This is a genomic window from Empedobacter sp. UBA6305 (genome assembly GCF_002440405.1).
In the GTDB taxonomy this organism is placed as follows: domain Bacteria; phylum Bacteroidota; class Bacteroidia; order Flavobacteriales; family Weeksellaceae; genus Empedobacter; species Empedobacter falsenii_B.
In genome coordinates, this window is the sequence record NZ_DJTP01000035.1 from 16,590 (window position 1) to 33,827 (window position 17,238).

A 17,238-nucleotide genomic window follows, 5' to 3' on the forward strand; every position below is an offset into this window, starting at 1 on the left:
AACCATGAATTTTCTTACAGTTGAAAATCTAACCAAATCATACGGAATCAGAACTTTATTTGAAGATGTAAATTTTCATGTAAATGAAGGAGACCAAATCGCATTCGTAGCAAAAAATGGAAGTGGAAAATCTACTTTACTTAAAATTTTAGCTGGATTAGAAACTGCCGATTCTGGCGAAGTTCGTCCAAATAAAGGTGTTAAAATCTTGATGTTGGATCAAAGTGATGACTTTGACGAAAACTTGAAAAGTGAAGAATATATTTTCAATCATTCGAATGAAGTTTTAGATGTTGTTCGTCAATATGAAAACATGATCGAAAATGACCCAACAAATCCTGATTTAATTGATTTAATGGGAAAAATGGATGTTTTAGATGCATGGAAAGTTGAGCCAACAATCAAAGAAATTTTATCAAAATTGAAGATTGATTTCTTGGATCAAAAAATTGGAAAACTTTCTGGTGGTCAGCGTAAACGTATTTCTTTAGCGAAGTTTTTGATTGATTTAAGTTTCGAAACTGGATATGTTCTTTTAATTTTAGATGAGCCTACCAACCATCTGGATATAGAAATGGTGGAATGGCTTGAATATTTCTTGAACAAAGAAAACAAAACATTGATTTTGGTTACGCACGATCGTTATTTCTTAGATGCAATTTGTACCAAAATTCTCGAAATGGAGGACAAAACATTGTATGTACATTCGGGAAATTACGAAACTTATATTACGAACAAAGCATTGCGTATCGAAAATCAAAATGCAACAATTGACAAAGCGAAAAACCTTTATCGTAAAGAGATTGAGTGGATGCGTCGTCAACCACAAGCGCGTACAACAAAGTCTAAATCTCGTATTGATGCGTTTTATGATACTGAAAAAGTAGCTAAACATAAAATTGTCGATCAACAAGTAAAATTAGAGATGGTAATGACGCGTTTGGGTCAAAAAATCATCGAAATGGAACATGTTTCGAAAGCATTTGGTCAAAAGAAAATTTTAGATGATTTCTCATATATTTTCGCTCGTGGTGGAAAAATTGGTTTAGTTGGAAAAAATGGAGTTGGTAAAACGACTTTCCTAAAAATGTTAGAAGGAATCGAAACTATGGATTCTGGAACAATTGAACGTGGAGAAACCTTAAATATTGGACATTTCAAACAAGATGGAATTGATTTTAAAGAAGATGAACGTGTCATTGAGTTTGTGAAAGATATTGCCGATTTTTTCCCGCTTGCAAATGGAAAAGAAATGCGTGCAGAGCAATTCTTAGAAATGTTTTTGTTTACGCCAGAACAACAACATACTTTTATCTCAAAGTTGAGTGGCGGAGAGAAAAAACGTCTGCAATTATTAGCAATTTTGTATAAAAATCCTAACTTTTTGATTCTCGATGAGCCAACAAACGATTTAGATTTACCAACTTTGACGGTTCTTGAAAGTTTCTTAGAAGAATATCAAGGCTGTTTATTAGTTGTTTCCCACGATAGATATTTTATGGATAAAGTGGTTGATGAATTAATGATTTTCGAAGGCGAAGGGAAAGTTTCTCGTTATATGGGAACGTATACCGAATATCATATCGAAAATAAAAATAAACCTGAGTCAGAAGATAAAAAAGCTGAAAAAGAAATCGTTATTCAGGAAAAAGTTGAATCGAAAGAGAAAAATGTAGAGACAAAACCAAAAAAATTATCGTTTAAAGAACAACGAGAATTAGAAGAAATTAATAAATCTTTACCAATTCTTGAAGCCAAAAAAGAAGAATTAACGAATTTACTTTCCGACCCAAATTTAGGGTACGATAAAATCGCAACTATTGGAGATGAACTACAAAAAATTGTAGACGAATTAGAAGAAAAAGAATTTCGTTGGTTAGAATTAAGCGAATAAAAATATTGAATAGGAACTTTTTTTGAGTTCCTTTTTTTGTTTTAAAAATTCATTTCTATATTTACTCTATCAATCATCAGGAGTTTCTGAAAAATCAGAACACCAACCGAGCCAAAACCGCGCTACGGTGGTATAGAATGAGGGCAAACGCCAAAATAAAAGGTTATTCTCCACTCTATCCTGTTGTTTTTATCATTAAAAAATTAAAACAATGGAAAATCTAAAAAATGAATTTGTCGTATTATTTCGTGAATTAACTGACAACGAATTAATCGAACGCTTTAATCAAAATGTAGGAAACAGTTCTTGGAATTCTGCAAGAAGATGTTATGTCAAAACATTATTCAACGAATTACAATTCCGTAATTTTGATTGCACAACCATAGAAAGAGGAAACACATTTTCGCTTCAACATCATGTAATATTAGTTGAAAATAGATTAGAATATTTAGATTAAATATAAAAAAAGGAAAACTTGATTTAAGTTTTCCTTTATATTTTACGGTAGATAATATTACTTACTCTGCTCTTTTATAAAATCATTAATCGTAACATTTAATCGTTTATTTCGGATATCTTTTTCAAAACGAATTGGTTCAGCAACACGTTCTGCACAGTCTTTCATACCACAATTTTCACACGTAACCGCAACTTCTTTTACAGGAATTGATGGGTCATTCATAAATTTCACTTTACGTTGAGCTGATTTATACAATACACCAATCGTTACGCTTCGTAAATAATTTGGATTGAATGGATCTTTCGTTGCAGAAGAAATTACATAATATTTTTGATTATTATTGAACGGATACAACGAAATTTGTGCAGAAATCTCATGATGATCATCTTGATGTTTTTCCAATTCTTTCAAAACATTTAACGAAACCCAACGACGACAATAATGCTCATCCGTTTCATTTGCTTGTGGCGATTGTTGTTGATTAAGATGAAGTTCTTTCGTTAATTTATATGAATTTGAACCAACTTTTGCTGACAAACGCAAGAAAAACAAATCACGAATATTAAAATGTTTGGGTAACAAATTTGTCATTCGTTGATAAACCGTTTCAGGTGATTCGGTATATTTTCCAAGAATTTCTTGAAATTTAGACAAATCATGATGCTCTATAGCAAACAAATTCTGCATATCCTTCAACAGTTTTTCTTCTGGTAACAACAAAGCTCCAGCAAAATAAGATGCATAAAAATTGTTTAACAATTGATCAAAATTATCAAAACTTGCCCACGAAAATGTATACAAACGTTCCTTCAAATCAAGATAATTATAGCCTAATTCTTTCGCTAAAATAAATCGTTTTTGATCATTGTCAGAATTAATATTGATATACAACAGCTTTTTCTCTTTGATAAAAATAGAACGTAATTTCGCTAAATCCTTCCCTCCTAACGAAGTGAAATCTTCATAAAGAATGGTATAATTATATTCTTCTTTCAGAATTTCTTCCATCGTTTCATTTTTTACAAAATCTTCTGATTCAATCAAATATTCTTGTAAAAAACTCTTTGCAGATTTTTCAATTTCAGGGAAATAATTATCATTTGCTTCCTGAAAAGACCTCAACGAAGCCAAGAAAAAACTTTCGCGTGTAAGATTGTAATTATTACCTATTTCAATCAACGTAGAAATGAACGCATTTACCTTCATTGGTGCGTTAGAAATGATCTCAATTAAATCTCTTTCTTCAATTCCGAAGAGTTCCAAAGGAATTTCTTGCAATAAATTTGATTGTAGAATCTCAGCGACTGGCGCTAAATTCTTATCCAATTTTAAAGAAACTATCTCATCATAAGGAATTTCCAACGCTTCGGCAAGAGCAACAATTTTATCAGTTTTTGGATATTTTTTACCTTTTTCGATCTCATTCAAATACGATTTCGAAAGTCCAGTTAACTTAGATAACTTAAACAATGACAAATCTTTAGCCATTCTTACTTGTTTTAGTTTTAACCCAAAAATTAATTTAATGTATTCTTCTTGCATAATTTTTTCAAAAATATTTGGTAAATGTAAACGAATTTTTATAATTTAGCGAACGTTCGCTGGAAGTAAAATTCCGCTCGAATAACCAAAACCAAAATTACAACAAAAACACAAAAAATGGATACTATTACAAGTGAATTAAAATTATCGCAGAATAAGCTGGATAGTTATCCAGATGTTTTGACAACCGAAGTGGTTAATTTTTTAACAGCTTTACACAAAAATTTCAACGAAAGACGTTTAGAACTTTTGGCGAATCGACAAGAAAGACAAATCTTTTTTGATTTGGGTAATTTTCCAACTTTTTTGTCAGAAACAAAAGAAATCAGAAATGGCGATTGGACAGCAGCTCCTATTCCAGCTGATTTACAAGACAGACGCGTTGAGATAACTGGTCCTGTTGACCGTAAAATGGTAATTAACGCGTTAAATTCAGGCGCTAATACATTTATGGCCGATTTTGAAGATAGTAATTCTCCCACATGGGATAACAATCTTCAAGGACAACAAAATTTAAGAGATGCAGTAGATGGTACTATTTCATTCGAAAATAATGGAAAAAAGTATCAATTAAACGAAAAGACTGCTGTCTTGCTTGTAAGACCGAGAGGTTTACATTTGAATGAAAAGAATATCATAATAGATAAACAAGAAATATCAGGCTCACTATTTGACTTTGGTTTATATTTTTTCCATAATGCACACACGTTACTTTCCAAGCAAAGTGGGCCTTATTTCTATCTTCCTAAATTAGAACATCACCTAGAAGCACGCTGGTGGAACGATGTTTTTGTTTTCGCACAAAATTATTTAAACATTCCACAAGCTACGATTAAAGCTACAGTTTTGATCGAAACTATAACAGCTTCTTTTCAGTTAGATGAAATTATTTACGAATTAAAAGACCACATCGCAGGCCTTAACTGCGGTCGTTGGGATTATATATTTTCTTATATCAAAAAATTTAAGAAACACCCAAATTTTATTGTTCCAGATCGTTCACAAGTTACGATGACTTCGCCTTTTATGGCTGCATATTCGCAAGCAGTTATTCAACGTTGTCATAAACGAAACATACATGCAATTGGTGGAATGGCTGCTCAAATTCCGATTAAGAATGATGAAAAAGCCAATGAAATCGCTTTCGAAAAAGTGAAGAATGATAAACTTCGCGAAGTAAAAAATGGACATGACGGAACGTGGGTTGCGCATCCTGCTTTGGTAAAAGTCGCAAAAGATATTTTTGACGAATACATGCCACAAGCGAATCAAATAGATAATAAGCGAGAAGATGTTATAACAACTGCCGAGGCTTTGTTAGAATTGCCAAAAGGAACAGTTACAAAACAAGGAATTCGAGACAATATTAATGTTGGAATTTTATACATCGAAAGTTGGTTATCTGGAAAAGGAGCCGCTGCCTTATATAACTTAATGGAAGATGCAGCAACAGCAGAAATCTCTCGTACGCAGGTTTGGCAATGGTTAAGCCAGTCGATTACATTAGAAAACGGATGCGAATTTAACAGTGACAAATACAAAAAATTAAGAGCTGAAGAGGTTCAGAAAATAAAACAATTAGTTGGTGAGGAAAATTATTTGAACGGAAGATTTGAAGAAGCTATTTCAATCTTTGACGAATTAGTTTTATCGCACAAGTTTACCGAATTTTTAACATTAGAAGCCTATAAGTATATTGATTAAGCCCTTATAACCAAACACACTCGAAAAGAAATACACACACAACACACATTCATAAACAAAACACAAAAAACACAATTATGAGCAATCAAGAAAGAATTCAGAAGATTCGGCAGGATTGGGGAACTAATCCACGCTGGACAGACGTTGTTCGTCCTTATTCAGCAGAAGATGTAATTCGATTAAGAGGTTCTTTGGACATCGATTACACCTTAGCAAGATTAGGGGCTAAGAAACTTTGGGAAGGTTTGAATTCAAAACCATTTATGGCGGGTTTAGGTGCTTTAAATGGTAATCAAGCCATACAAGAAGTACAAGCTGGTTTAGATGCAATCTATCTTTCGGGATGGCAAGTTGCTGCAGATGCAAATCTTTCGGCAGAAATGTATCCAGATCAATCATTGTATCCAGCCAATTCGGTTCCAATGGTGATAAAGCGTATTAATAATGCGTTGCGTCGTCGCGATGAAATACAATCTGTTACCGAACAAGGAAACATTGATTATATGGTACCGATTATTGCCGATGCTGAAGCTGGATTTGGAGGAAACTTGAATGCTTATGAATTGATGAAACAAATGATAGAAGCTGGTGCTGCTGGCGTTCATTTCGAAGATCAATTGTCATCAGCCAAAAAGTGTGGTCATCTTGGTGGAAAAGTTTTAGTTCCAACACAAGAAGCAATTAACAAATTGGTTGCAGCGCGTTTAGCAGCAGATGTCTGTGGCGTTCCTACTCTATTGGTTGCCAGAACTGATGCAGAAGCTGCGAATTTGATTACTTCGGATATTGACGAAAGAGATCAACCTTTTATCATCCAAGGAAGTAGAACTTCTGAAGGTTTTTACAATGTGAGAAATGGTTTGGAACAAGGAATTAATCGAGGCTTAAGCTATGCGCCTTATGCTGATTTAATTTGGATGGAAACATCTAATCCAGATCTTGGAATGGCAAGAGAATTTGCACAAGCGATTCGAGAAAAATATCCAAATCAGATGTTAGCTTATAATTGTTCCCCATCATTTAATTGGGCAAAACATTTAACAGAAGTTCAAATGGAAACATTCCGCGAAGATTTAGCTGAAATGGGATACAAATTCCAATTCATTACTTTAGCTGGTTTCCATGCAATGAATACCTCTATGTTCGAGTTATCACGTGCATACAAAGCCAAAGGAATGGCGGGATATTCGGCATTACAAGAAAAAGAATTTGCGTTACAAGAAGAAGGTTTTGCAGCTGTAAAACACCAATCTTTTGTAGGAACACAATATTTCGATTACGTACAAAACACAGTGCAACAAGGCATTTCATCTACTACAGCTATGGCTGAAAGTACGGAAGCCGCACAATTCTAATACATACTTTTCAATTAAAAAGGACGTACCGCAACTACGTCCTTTTTTATCTTAATTAATTTTACTAATTACAAAAACTTTTCCATTCATTTCAAAAGTATCTTGTTCCGATTTTCCAACCAAGATTCTAGCCAAAGGAGTTTGAGTTGATAGGACAAATATCTTTTTATTCTCGAAAATAATTTCCCCAAAACTACACGCCATACAGAAATTTCCCATCGTAGTTTCAACATAACTACCTAAACCAATGGTTTTGTTCTCCACAATTTTTATTTTAGAAAACACGTCTTGCTGAATTAAAACTTCATTCAATTGGTTTTGAATTCGAGTAATTTCCTGTTGCATCATTTCGCGCGACGTTTCATACTTATCACCCATACTACTTTTAGTATCGTTGTTTGAAGCACGTAAATCGTCAATCAAACCATTCAAATACGTTATTTTATCTTCGATTTGTTGTGCTATAAATTGATATAATTCTGCTTTCATTTCTTTCAATTAAATTGTTTGAGGCTTATTCTTAAATCTCAGCATGTAAATGGTTCCCAAAAGACAGATAAATGCCGAAACATAAATCACCATCGGAATACGATCCAAATAATCCTGAAAATACCAACCCGCACACAATGCTCCAAGTCCTATCCCCGCTTCCATCGCAATATACATTGTTGCCATCGCCTTTCCACGTTCATCAGGTTTACTAAAATCTATTGTCCAAGCATTTAGTGCAGGTGAAAGAATTCCGGTTGAAATGCCATACATCAAACCACCTAAAATCAACCCTATTTTTGCATCAATAGAAGCTAAAAGTACCAATGCAATAATCAATAAAACTAAGCCTAATTTTATCACCAACACACGCCCTTTTTGGTCAGATATCTTACCTGCAAAGAAACGAACCATCATCGATGATATTGTAAATACGATAAAGAAAACGCCTTTATTTTGAAAACCTAAATGTTCGGTCCAATCTGGAATTAATGTCAATATAGAACCATAAGCAACATACGAAAGAAACGTAATCAATGCCGCTGGCAAAGCTTCTTTTGCAAAAACATCTTGCTTCGAAATCTTTAGTAATCCGAACGAAAATTTCTGTTTATTTTGCAAGGTCTCTTTCATATTGAATAAAATCAATATCGATAATAATGCAAAAAACGAAGACGTAAAAAACATCACATTAATCGATGTATATAATGTAATTGTACTTCCCAATGCAGGTCCAATCGCCATTCCGATACTGAAACAAATTCCGTGCAAACCCAATGCTTCGCCCCAACGTTCGCGCGGAATAATATCTGCAATATAAGCTGCTGTTGCAGTAGGTTTGAAACCTGTCGAAAAGCCGTGTACCAATCTTAAAAATAAAAAGCCTGAAACGGTTGTTAAAACAGGATACAAAATTCCGCATACAAAACAGACAATAGAACCAACTGCCATGATAGGCACACGTCCCACTTTATCTGTTAATTTCCCACTAAAAGGTCTCGAAATTCCCGCAGTCAGTGTAAATAATGCAATAATAAATCCTTTGTATTCTGCTCCTCCCATGCTACTTAAATAAGCTGGTAACTCGGGAATCATCATATTAAAACTCGCTGAAAACAACAACGAACTCAAACACATTAAAATAAAATGCAGATTATAAACGGGATCTGAATTTAATTTTTTATTGATGGCAGAAAACATAACGGATTTTTTGCAAAGGTAATTTATCTCAACCGAAACAAACAACACAATCCAAAAAGTATTACTTGTTACAAAAAATCACTACATCATTCAACATTGTTAATCGATATTTCATTGATTATATTAATGAAATTTCCTATTTCTGAACTACTAAGATGATGTGAAAATAACTTCTACATTAGAATACAGTTAAAATACCTTATTGTATTTAATTACTTACTAAACAATTCTTATTTTAGCTTTATCAATTCTACTACCCTAAAAAACGATCTAACCAAGTATTATTTTCAAGCATGAAAAACTATGAAAATCTAAAAGAGACCTTGTCTTTTTATGGCGTAAATTGTAATAAACTATATTATATCTCATCAGGAAATCCAATTTTTGCGTTTCCTGAAAGATCATTTCGAATCGACTTTTATGCATTTTGTATTTGTTTATCTGGCTCAATAGAAGTTGAGATAGATTCTCAGAAATATTGTATTACTCAAAATGAATTCTTAATTTCTGCTCCATCTACTGTTTTGAAAATTCTAGATACCAGCTCTAATTTCAGAATGAAATTGTTATTTTTTGAGAAAAATTTTCTCCTTAAAAATATTTCTAATCCTTTCTTTATTGATAAACTTAATTTGTTTACACATCAAAACTTTACAGTTTGTAAGGCAAATAAAAAAGATGCGAATCATCTTTTAATGTTAATCAATTATCTTCAAGAACAACGAGAAAGAAATGTTTTGTTCTTAGAAGATATTATTCGATCGATTATTTTTACTTTACTTCTTGAAACTGCCTCTATAATTGCTGAACAATATTCAAAAGAAAATAAAAATCATTCCCGCGAAATCAACACTCTATTTTGTAAGTTTACACAACTTGTACAAGAAAATGTTATCGCTCACAAAGACGTACAGTTTTATGCAGATCAATTGTTTATTACAAATAAATATTTGATTCACCTTGTAAAAAAAGCAACTAAGAAAACTCCACATGTTATTATTGACGAGTATTTATTAAAAGAAGCGTATGTTTTGCTTGGCTACTCAGAGAAAACAATTGTCCAAATAGCATTAGATCTAGGTTTCAACTCTTCTTCATCTTTTGGTCGGTTTTTTAAAAAATACACTTCAATTTCTCCTCAACAATATAGAAAACAACAACATATATAAAAAAAGAAATTTGGGATACAAATGACGAATTTCGGGATACTTTAGAAAAGTAATAAAGCGTAATTTTATTCTAGAATCTTAAAATAAATAATTATGGATAAAGTTACTTCAAAATTTGACAACGTTTTAAATCATTCTACTATCTACGGAAATATTGATCATCAACCAGATGCGAGTAAAGAAACACCAAGAAACACTCCAGAAAAATCTTATCCTTTCTCTGATCAAATAGGAAATTACCAACGCAATAAAGGAATTCCTACAAAATCTTATAAGGACAGTAAGGTATATATTGTGGGAAGTGGTATTGCAGGTTTAGCTACTGCTTATTATTTTATTAGAGACGGACATTTCACTCCAGAGAACATCACATTTATAGAACAACTTCAGGTCGAAGGAGGTTCGTTAGATGGAGCTGGAAATGCAAAAGATGGTTACATAATTCGAGGAGGTCGAGAAATGGATTGTACCTACGAGAATTTATGGGATATTTTCCAAGACATTCCTGCATTAGAGTTACCAGAACCTTATAGTGTTTTAGACGAATATAGATTAGTAAATGATAATGATTCTAATTATTCTATTGCACGTTTAATTCATGAAAAAGGGAAAGTAAAAGACTTTAGTAAATTTGGTTTGAATAAGAAAGATCAATTAGCTATTATCAAACTTTTGTTAAAGAAAAAAGAAGAGTTGGATGATATAACAATTGAAGATTATTTTAATCAATCATTCTTAGAAAGTAATTTCTGGACATTTTGGCGTACAATGTTTGCCTTTGAGAATTGGCATAGTTTACTAGAATTCAAATTATATATGCATCGCTTTTTACATGCGATTGATGGTTTAAATGATCTTTCTTCATTGGTGTTCCCTAAATACAATCAATACGACACTTTTGTTACGCCATTAGGTAAATGGTTAAAAGAAAAAGGAGTAAAAATTCAGTTAAATACACTGGTTAAAGATTTAGATTTATTAATTAATACAGAAGGAAAAGTAGTCAAAGGAATTATAACAGAACAAGATGGACAAGATGTAATTATTCCTGTTACACCAAATGATTATGTTATTGTAACTACTGGTTCTATGACTGAAGATACTGCGTATGGAGATAATACAACGGCACCAGTTTTAGCGATAGATAATAATACTAGTGGTCAAAGTGCAGGATGGAAACTATGGAAAAACCTTTCTGCTAAATCTCCTGTTTTTGGTCGTCCAGAAAAATTTTGTGGGAATATTGAAAAATCTTCATGGGAATCTGTTACTTTAACTTGTAAACCTTCTGCATTAGTAGAAAAACTAAAAGAATATTCTGTTAATGATCCATATTCAGGTCAAACTGTTACAGGTGGAATTATTACCATTACAGATTCTAATTGGTTAATGAGTTTTACTTGTAATCGTCAACCACATTTTCCTACACAACCAGATGATATTTTAGTTCTTTGGGTTTATGCATTATTTATGGATAAAGAAGGAAACTACATCAAGAAAACAATGCCTACTTGTACAGGAAACGAAATCCTAACAGAATTATGTTATCATTTAGGAATTGAAGACCAAATAGATGACGTTATTGAGAATACAATCACTCGTTCTGCTTATATGCCTTACATCACATCTATGTTTATGCCTAGAGCAAAAGGAGACCGCCCACAAGTAGTTCCAGATGATTGTAAGAATCTAGGTTTAGTAGGTCAATTTGTAGAAACCAATAACGATGTAGTTTTCACAATGGAAAGTTCTGTTCGTACCGCACGTATTGCAGTTTATGAATTACTTAATTTAAATAAGCAAGTTCCAGACATTAATCCATTACAATACGACATTCGTCATTTATTAAAAGCAACTAAAACGTTGAACGATGATAAACCATTTATGGGTGAAGGTTTATTAAATAAAGTTTTAAAGGGAACTTATTTTGAACATATTCTACCTATTGGATCAGATTCACCACAAGAGGAAGAAGAAAAAGAATCTTTTCTATTAGAACAATTTGGTAAATTCAAAGAATGGGTAGGACATTTTAGAGGTTAAAATCACCCTCAATTCAATCCTGAATACCAATACTATAAAACCAATAAAAGCTTCTAAATCTTTAGTGATTTAGAAGCTTTTTGAGTATTACTATATTTTTTCTATTTAAAAACTATACCAGCTTTTATTAATAAATATTAGCTATAGTGATATTATTATTGAATTATTAAAGGTTTTATTTCAAATTCTGATTCAATATTTTCCTTTAATTTTAGAAATTCTATTGTATGCATACTATGCAAATCAACATCAGTTAATCCAAATGGTCCATTTTCTCAGTAATATATAGTCCATTTTCAAGCTCAATTATTGCTTTCTCCATTTCATCAAGTTCATTTTCGAAATATTTAAAATGATAATTAATGATTTTTAAATTTAAAATTAATTCTATTGGTTTAGATTCAACTTTCCTTGCTAATTCAAACTTTTTTAAAGTTTCACTTTCATTCCATTCTTCTGTTGGAAAGTAAGGAATTTGAATTAGTTTATCATTATCAATTTTTATAAAAGACTCAAACTCCTGTAATCCATATTTATTTTCTGGGTTATAACAATATTTTATTTCGGTTATAATTTTTCCAATACTATCAGTCAGGGTCATTTTACAAAATTAAACTTAACAATATTTCTTTTCAAGAATAAACAAAACCTGTTTTACAAAAAAGTTGTCATTTCTATATTTCATTCAACAACATTCCAATATACAAAATCTCAACCACTCCCAACACCCCACAAAAAAAGCTCTTATCAAAGAGCCATTTGGTTAAAGAACTGTTTTGGATAATAAAATTTATTTCCAAACTTAATGTAAGGAATCTTATTCGTTTTCCTCATCCTATACAACGTTTTGTCACTCACGTTAAGCAAACTTTTTAGGTCTGCGTTATCATAGAATTTCTGATTTTCTTCTAATAGTAGAAAAGTTTTTTGGAATTCTATCAGCAGGAGCTTCATATCCTTTAATGCCTCTCCATCGTTTTGTAAAAATAAATCATTTTTCATATATTTAGTTGATGTTAAGATGTACTAATTTATAAAATAAATACTTAATAACCAAATATTTACCAAACAAACAATATTCCTTTACACGAAATCTAGCTATCACCCTACTTTTTGTAGAGTACTCAAATCGATTATGTTCGACAATAAACCAATGTATCGTTGAACAGTTTTAGGATTAAAACCATAAATACAAGCAAGGTTCTCCCAGAATTTTACACCAAACATAAAGATGAAAAAAAAACACATATTCACTTTGCAAAAAAAATACCACATAGAAACATAGAACCAAATGATTTTGCTTTCCAATTAGTAGTCTACCTATTCGTATTTTCAACTAATTTTTACAAGCCATCACAACTAAAACTATGTTTCTATGTGGTCAAAATAAATTTGAACAACATCTATAAAATTCTATTTTCGATACGATTCTTCTTCACTCTTCTACGCCGTTAAACAAAGTATTGTACCGAAAAATCACTCCAATCAACGAACTTCATTTTACTACTACCTCACTACTACCTTTACACAACCATATACTCGCCAAGATAAATACTGGTACTCGCCATAGCCTTTGTTTCACTATTCAGAAACGCCCAAAAATTCACTTTTTTGCCATTGTAATACGTTGGTAAAGTAACATCTATAATCATAGAATCACGAGTTACAACATTCTGAAACACTTCGAACGAATTTAGTTCCTCGCAATAACAAACAAGATTCACAAAATCCGAAGGTTGCGCATTGCCTTGCCCAGAATTATCTTCCCAATTCATTTGGAAACTATCCCCACCTGCCGTCTCTATCGTAGGTTGTAAAAAGCCAACCAAATCGCCTTTCGACACCAATACACGCTCTAATACAATAACAGGTAAACCATTCTCCATTTCCAATGCATTGTTCAGCATATAAGAAGTCGCGATGTTGTAGCGCGATTTTAGCCCGACTCTATTCCCAAAATATAAATTAAGAATAAGACGAATTGGTTGCAAAAAACCAATAATTTTCTTAAATTTGATTTGTTGCATCAATTGCAAATCAGTAGGTTGGCTTTTAGATTTTTTTGGCAAACTACGGATAATGTCTTTGCCGCGCCAATTAACGCCTACTACAGTTCCTACTTTTCCTGAGAATCCACCAAGGATTCCTTTTTTAATTTCTGCCATAATTGCAAGTTTTTATTGTTAATATTCATAAAGTTAGCAACAGAAACAACACCATTTACAAAAACACAATTTTGTGCCCGCATTTGCCCTGCTCTGCCCGCATTTGTCCACTTCTGTCCAGTTACTTTTTACACAATACTAGTAATATGACAAAATAAAAACCTCGCTAACCTCCTATTTATAAGAGCTACAGAGAAATTGAATTTTTGGTCAATTTTGGTCTTGTTCGACCATTGTTCGACCATTGTTCGACGAATCTTCGGAAAAACGGCATTCTCGTCGAAGAACGGTCGAAGAAAACACGAACAAAAGTGGGAGGAAATTGAAATTGTAAAAATAAAATGATGCAAGAATACTTTGTTTCGCTATCCATACATTCATTATTACATTCTACATCAAATTACTTCGTGATACATGAATTTTGTTTTTATAAGTATCTTATTTACAAAAAAATAATTATATTTGCTTCTAATTTTACGAAATGCGGATATAGTTGATTTTTTACGAAACAAAAGCTAGATCAGTTTCGTGAAAAAACAATGTTACCTGCAACCCTTTCCAAACACTACGCAACAAGAAAGCGACCTCGAAAAGTCGCTAAAAAAAATTATTTATCTAACATCACTTTATAAGTTGGGTCTTCAATGATATTTACTTCGATAACACTTTCTGCATTTTTCAATAATTGTCGACAGTCTTCGCTTAGATGCTTCAAATGTACTTTTTTATTTTGCTTAGCATAACGATGTGTCAAAACGTTCAACGCTTCTATTGCTGACATATCTACCACTTTACTTTCCTTAAAATCAATAATTATTTCTTCGGGGTCACCAATTACATCAAATTTTTCTGTAAAAGCTGTAGTTGAACCAAAGAAAAGTGGACCAAATATTTCGTAATGCTTTACTCCTTTATCGTCAATGTATTTTCTGGCACGTATTCTTTTAGCACTTTCCCAAGCAAAAACTAATGCTGAAATAATAACTCCTATTAAAACTGCCAATGCGAGATTGTGTAGCAACACAGTAACTAAAGCAACTAACATACCTACAAAAATGTCGTGTCGTGGCATTTTATTAATAATACGGATACTTGCCCATTCAAACGTACCTATCGCTACCATAATCATAAGTCCAGTAAGTGCAGCCATCGGAACTTTTTCAATTAAACTACTACCAAACATTATAAATACTAAAAGAGCCACAGATGCAATAATTCCAGATAATCTCGCTCTTGCTCCACTGGATACATTAATTAAGCTTTGTCCAAGCATTGCACAACCGCCCATTCCTGAAAAGAAACCCGATAAAATATTAGCCGTTCCTTGTGCCACTGCTTCTCTATTGCTATGTCCTCTTGTTTCAGTAATTTCATCAATAATATTCAAGGTCAATAAACTTTCAATCAAACCAACCCCTGCAACAATAGCCGCATACGGAAAAATGATTTGAAGTGTTTCTAAATTAAAAGGAATTTGAGGAATATGAAACGGCGGAAATCCACCTTTTATAGAAGCAATATCGCCAACAGTTTTGGTATCCAATTTTAAAAAATAAACCAACCCAAAAACCACTAAAATAGCAGTAAGGGAAGCGGGAACAGCTTTTGTAATTTTAGGCAATCCCCAAATAATAAGCATTGTTAAACCCACCAAAGCCAAGAGAATATACATATTTGAACCTGTGAGCCAATTGCCCGAAACATCTTTGAATTGGTCTAACTGCGACATAAAAATAATGATGGCTAAACCATTCACAAAACCAAAAATAACAGGATGCGGAACCAAACGGATAAGTTTTCCTAACTTTAAAAATCCTGCTAACATTTGAATAATTCCTGCCAAAATAACGGTGGCAAAAACGTATTCCACACCGTGCGTTTTTGCTAAAACAACTATGACTACTGCTATTGCACCAGTTGCACCCGAAATCATTCCGGGACGACCGCCTAAAATGGACGTAACCAAGCCCATCATAAAAGCGGCATAAAGACCCACAAGCGGAGAAAGTCCTGCAATTAAGGCAAACGCAACTGCTTCTGGAACTAAAGCCAAAGCAACGGTAATACCTGATAAAATTTCGGTTTTGTAATCTACTTTTTGTTTGAAATCAAACAAATTGATAATTTTCTGCATAAGATATTTGTATTGTAAAAATTTATAAAATGTAATTTGCACCGAAAATCAGCATTTCGGGTACACGAAAGAAACCAATAAAAGGAATTGGGAAAAAACAGCAATTAACCAACCATTAAGGCGGAGTAACTTGAGAAGATATTTGCGTTGTTTTTTTCATTGAGGTTGCAAAATTAACATTTTATGACAACTTGACAAAACAAAACTTGACAAAACCTAATAAAAAATTAGGGCAGCAGGTAACAAGGTATTGCCAAAAGCGGGGCTGAAGGAATTATATTGAACATTTTTGCTATATTTGAACTTTGGTATTTCTATTGAAGTTTGGTGCTAAAACTCCCCGCCTTCGGCAATACCCAAACCGTTAGCTGACATTATTTCTAAAAACCGTGATTAAAAATTTAATATTCATATTTTGCTTTTTACTCTCATTGAATCTTTATTCCCAAAAAATCAATGAAGAATATTATTTGTTCTCTAACGAAAACATTTCGGAAAATCTAATATTTAAAAATGATTCAATTGTTATATCAAAACCAATTTTTCGTGGAGGAATATTTATAGAATCGAATTATAAAGAGAAAATTTATAAATATGAGATTATAAACGATACGCTTATAATCTATAACTTTCGTGATTCAGGAAATTTAAAATATAAAATAACTGAAAATTATATTGAAAACTCTGAAAGAAAAGAAATTTTTATAATAAGAAATGAATTTGAAAAGTTTCCAGATTTAGCAGTTAAATTTGAAGATCAAATCTATTGGATTGATTCTCCTCAAACTTCAAACGGAGTAATAACTAAAGAAGGTAAAGTTAATAGAAAAATTCAGAAGCTTTTCAAGAATAAGAACATTGATAATTTAAATTTAAAACTTTATAAAGGGTATGAAGCATTCATAGAATTTGGATATCAATATGTATTTGGAATTATTAATGTAACAGAAAAACAATAACGTCAGCTAACATCGGTAACTGTTGCACAACTCCAATTTACAGTAAAAACAGAATATATGACCTCGTTTAAGCCTTTTTAAGCGAGGTTTATTTTTAGAAAAATATATTAATGTAAAATTAGGT

Annotated in this window: 14 protein-coding genes and 1 riboswitch; of the genes, 7 read left to right on the forward strand and 7 right to left on the reverse strand. The window is 32.2% G+C overall.

What is annotated here, in order from left to right:
* Positions 1-4: 4 nt before the first annotated feature.
* Positions 5-1,894, forward strand: a complete 1,890-nt coding sequence (locus tag B3M86_RS08650) for an ABC-F family ATP-binding cassette domain-containing protein (protein WP_291067070.1) — start codon at positions 5-7, stop codon at positions 1,892-1,894.
* A 68-nt stretch (positions 1,895-1,962) separates the two neighbouring features.
* Positions 1,963-2,062: riboswitch (SAM-I-IV-variant riboswitch) on the forward strand.
* Positions 2,063-2,105: 43 nt separating this feature from the next.
* Complete coding sequence (locus B3M86_RS08655) at positions 2,106-2,351, forward strand: hypothetical protein (protein WP_291067072.1); 246 nt, start codon at positions 2,106-2,108, stop codon at positions 2,349-2,351.
* Between the two features lie 57 nt (positions 2,352-2,408).
* Here B3M86_RS08655 and B3M86_RS08660 read toward each other — a convergent pair whose 3' ends face one another.
* On the reverse strand, positions 2,409-3,896 hold the full coding sequence (locus tag B3M86_RS08660; protein ID WP_115001152.1) for a helix-turn-helix domain-containing protein: 1,488 nt from the start codon (positions 3,894-3,896) through the stop codon (positions 2,409-2,411).
* A gap of 117 nt (positions 3,897-4,013) precedes the next feature.
* Between B3M86_RS08660 and aceB the strand changes: the two genes are divergently transcribed.
* Positions 4,014-5,600 (forward strand): malate synthase A, encoded by a 1,587-nt coding sequence (gene aceB, locus B3M86_RS08665; protein WP_221855564.1) that lies wholly within the window; start codon positions 4,014-4,016, stop codon positions 5,598-5,600.
* 77 nt (positions 5,601-5,677) lie between these two features.
* Complete coding sequence (aceA, locus tag B3M86_RS08670) at positions 5,678-6,955, forward strand: isocitrate lyase (RefSeq protein WP_349676929.1); 1,278 nt, start codon at positions 5,678-5,680, stop codon at positions 6,953-6,955.
* A gap of 51 nt (positions 6,956-7,006) precedes the next feature.
* On the opposite strand, the gene B3M86_RS08675 is transcribed toward aceA, so the two are convergent.
* Together B3M86_RS08675 and B3M86_RS08680 are read right to left on the reverse strand one after the other, a co-directional pair.
* Positions 7,007-7,444 (reverse strand): hypothetical protein, encoded by a 438-nt coding sequence (locus B3M86_RS08675; protein ID WP_280051112.1) that lies wholly within the window; start codon positions 7,442-7,444, stop codon positions 7,007-7,009.
* Between the two features lie 9 nt (positions 7,445-7,453).
* Positions 7,454-8,644, reverse strand: a complete 1,191-nt coding sequence (locus B3M86_RS08680) for an MFS transporter (RefSeq protein WP_291076302.1) — start codon at positions 8,642-8,644, stop codon at positions 7,454-7,456.
* Positions 8,645-8,937: 293 nt separating this feature from the next.
* On the opposite strand from B3M86_RS08680, the gene B3M86_RS08685 reads away from it, so the two are divergent.
* Together B3M86_RS08685 and B3M86_RS08690 are read left to right on the forward strand one after the other, a co-directional pair.
* Positions 8,938-9,813 carry an AraC family transcriptional regulator gene (locus tag B3M86_RS08685; RefSeq protein ID WP_291076300.1) on the forward strand — a complete coding sequence of 292 codons (876 nt, stop codon included), beginning with the start codon at positions 8,938-8,940 and terminating at the stop codon, positions 9,811-9,813.
* 93 nt (positions 9,814-9,906) lie between these two features.
* Positions 9,907-11,856, forward strand: a complete 1,950-nt coding sequence (locus B3M86_RS08690; protein ID WP_280050124.1) for an oleate hydratase — start codon at positions 9,907-9,909, stop codon at positions 11,854-11,856.
* A gap of 253 nt (positions 11,857-12,109) precedes the next feature.
* Here the strand turns inward: B3M86_RS08690 and B3M86_RS08695 are convergent, their stop codons facing one another.
* The 4 genes from B3M86_RS08695 to B3M86_RS08710 form a co-directional block, all read right to left on the reverse strand.
* Positions 12,110-12,457: a hypothetical protein gene (locus B3M86_RS08695; protein WP_125349230.1), complete on the reverse strand. Its 348-nt coding sequence runs from the start codon at positions 12,455-12,457 to the stop codon at positions 12,110-12,112.
* A 146-nt stretch (positions 12,458-12,603) separates the two neighbouring features.
* Positions 12,604-12,858: a helix-turn-helix domain-containing protein gene (locus tag B3M86_RS08700; protein ID WP_312067372.1), complete on the reverse strand. Its 255-nt coding sequence runs from the start codon at positions 12,856-12,858 to the stop codon at positions 12,604-12,606.
* A 521-nt stretch (positions 12,859-13,379) separates the two neighbouring features.
* Positions 13,380-14,021, reverse strand: a complete 642-nt coding sequence (locus B3M86_RS08705) for a DUF6266 family protein (protein ID WP_115001161.1) — start codon at positions 14,019-14,021, stop codon at positions 13,380-13,382.
* 607 nt (positions 14,022-14,628) lie between these two features.
* Positions 14,629-16,155, reverse strand: a complete 1,527-nt coding sequence (locus B3M86_RS08710) for a SulP family inorganic anion transporter (protein WP_115000917.1) — start codon at positions 16,153-16,155, stop codon at positions 14,629-14,631.
* A 389-nt stretch (positions 16,156-16,544) separates the two neighbouring features.
* Here B3M86_RS08710 and B3M86_RS08715 point away from each other — a divergent pair, with 389 nt between their 5' ends.
* The gene (locus tag B3M86_RS08715; RefSeq protein WP_147279998.1) at positions 16,545-17,114 is read left to right on the forward strand and encodes a hypothetical protein; all 570 of its coding nucleotides are present in this window, start codon (positions 16,545-16,547) and stop codon (positions 17,112-17,114) included.
* The last annotated feature ends 124 nt before the right edge of the window (positions 17,115-17,238 follow it).

Bases quoted from the DNA above. Each gene is read 5' to 3' on its own strand.
- B3M86_RS08700 (WP_312067372.1), bottom strand. From the start codon at position 12,858: ATGAAAAATGATTTATTTTTACAAAACGATGGAGAGGCATTAAAGGAT.
- B3M86_RS08705 (WP_115001161.1), bottom strand. From the start codon at position 14,021: ATGGCAGAAATTAAAAAAGGAATCCTTGGTGGATTCTCAGGAAAAGTA.
- B3M86_RS08660 (WP_115001152.1), bottom strand. From the start codon at position 3,896: ATGCAAGAAGAATACATTAAATTAATTTTTGGGTTAAAACTAAAACAA.
- B3M86_RS08655 (WP_291067072.1), top strand. From the start codon at position 2,106: ATGGAAAATCTAAAAAATGAATTTGTCGTATTATTTCGTGAATTAACT.
- B3M86_RS08690 (WP_280050124.1), top strand. From the start codon at position 9,907: ATGGATAAAGTTACTTCAAAATTTGACAACGTTTTAAATCATTCTACT.
- aceA (WP_349676929.1), top strand. From the start codon at position 5,678: ATGAGCAATCAAGAAAGAATTCAGAAGATTCGGCAGGATTGGGGAACT.
- B3M86_RS08685 (WP_291076300.1), top strand. From the start codon at position 8,938: ATGAAAAACTATGAAAATCTAAAAGAGACCTTGTCTTTTTATGGCGTA.
- B3M86_RS08710 (WP_115000917.1), bottom strand. From the start codon at position 16,155: ATGCAGAAAATTATCAATTTGTTTGATTTCAAACAAAAAGTAGATTAC.
- B3M86_RS08695 (WP_125349230.1), bottom strand. From the start codon at position 12,457: ATGACCCTGACTGATAGTATTGGAAAAATTATAACCGAAATAAAATAT.
- aceB (WP_221855564.1), top strand. From the start codon at position 4,014: ATGGATACTATTACAAGTGAATTAAAATTATCGCAGAATAAGCTGGAT.
- B3M86_RS08650 (WP_291067070.1), top strand. From the start codon at position 5: ATGAATTTTCTTACAGTTGAAAATCTAACCAAATCATACGGAATCAGA.
- B3M86_RS08680 (WP_291076302.1), bottom strand. From the start codon at position 8,644: ATGTTTTCTGCCATCAATAAAAAATTAAATTCAGATCCCGTTTATAAT.
- B3M86_RS08675 (WP_280051112.1), bottom strand. From the start codon at position 7,444: ATGAAAGCAGAATTATATCAATTTATAGCACAACAAATCGAAGATAAA.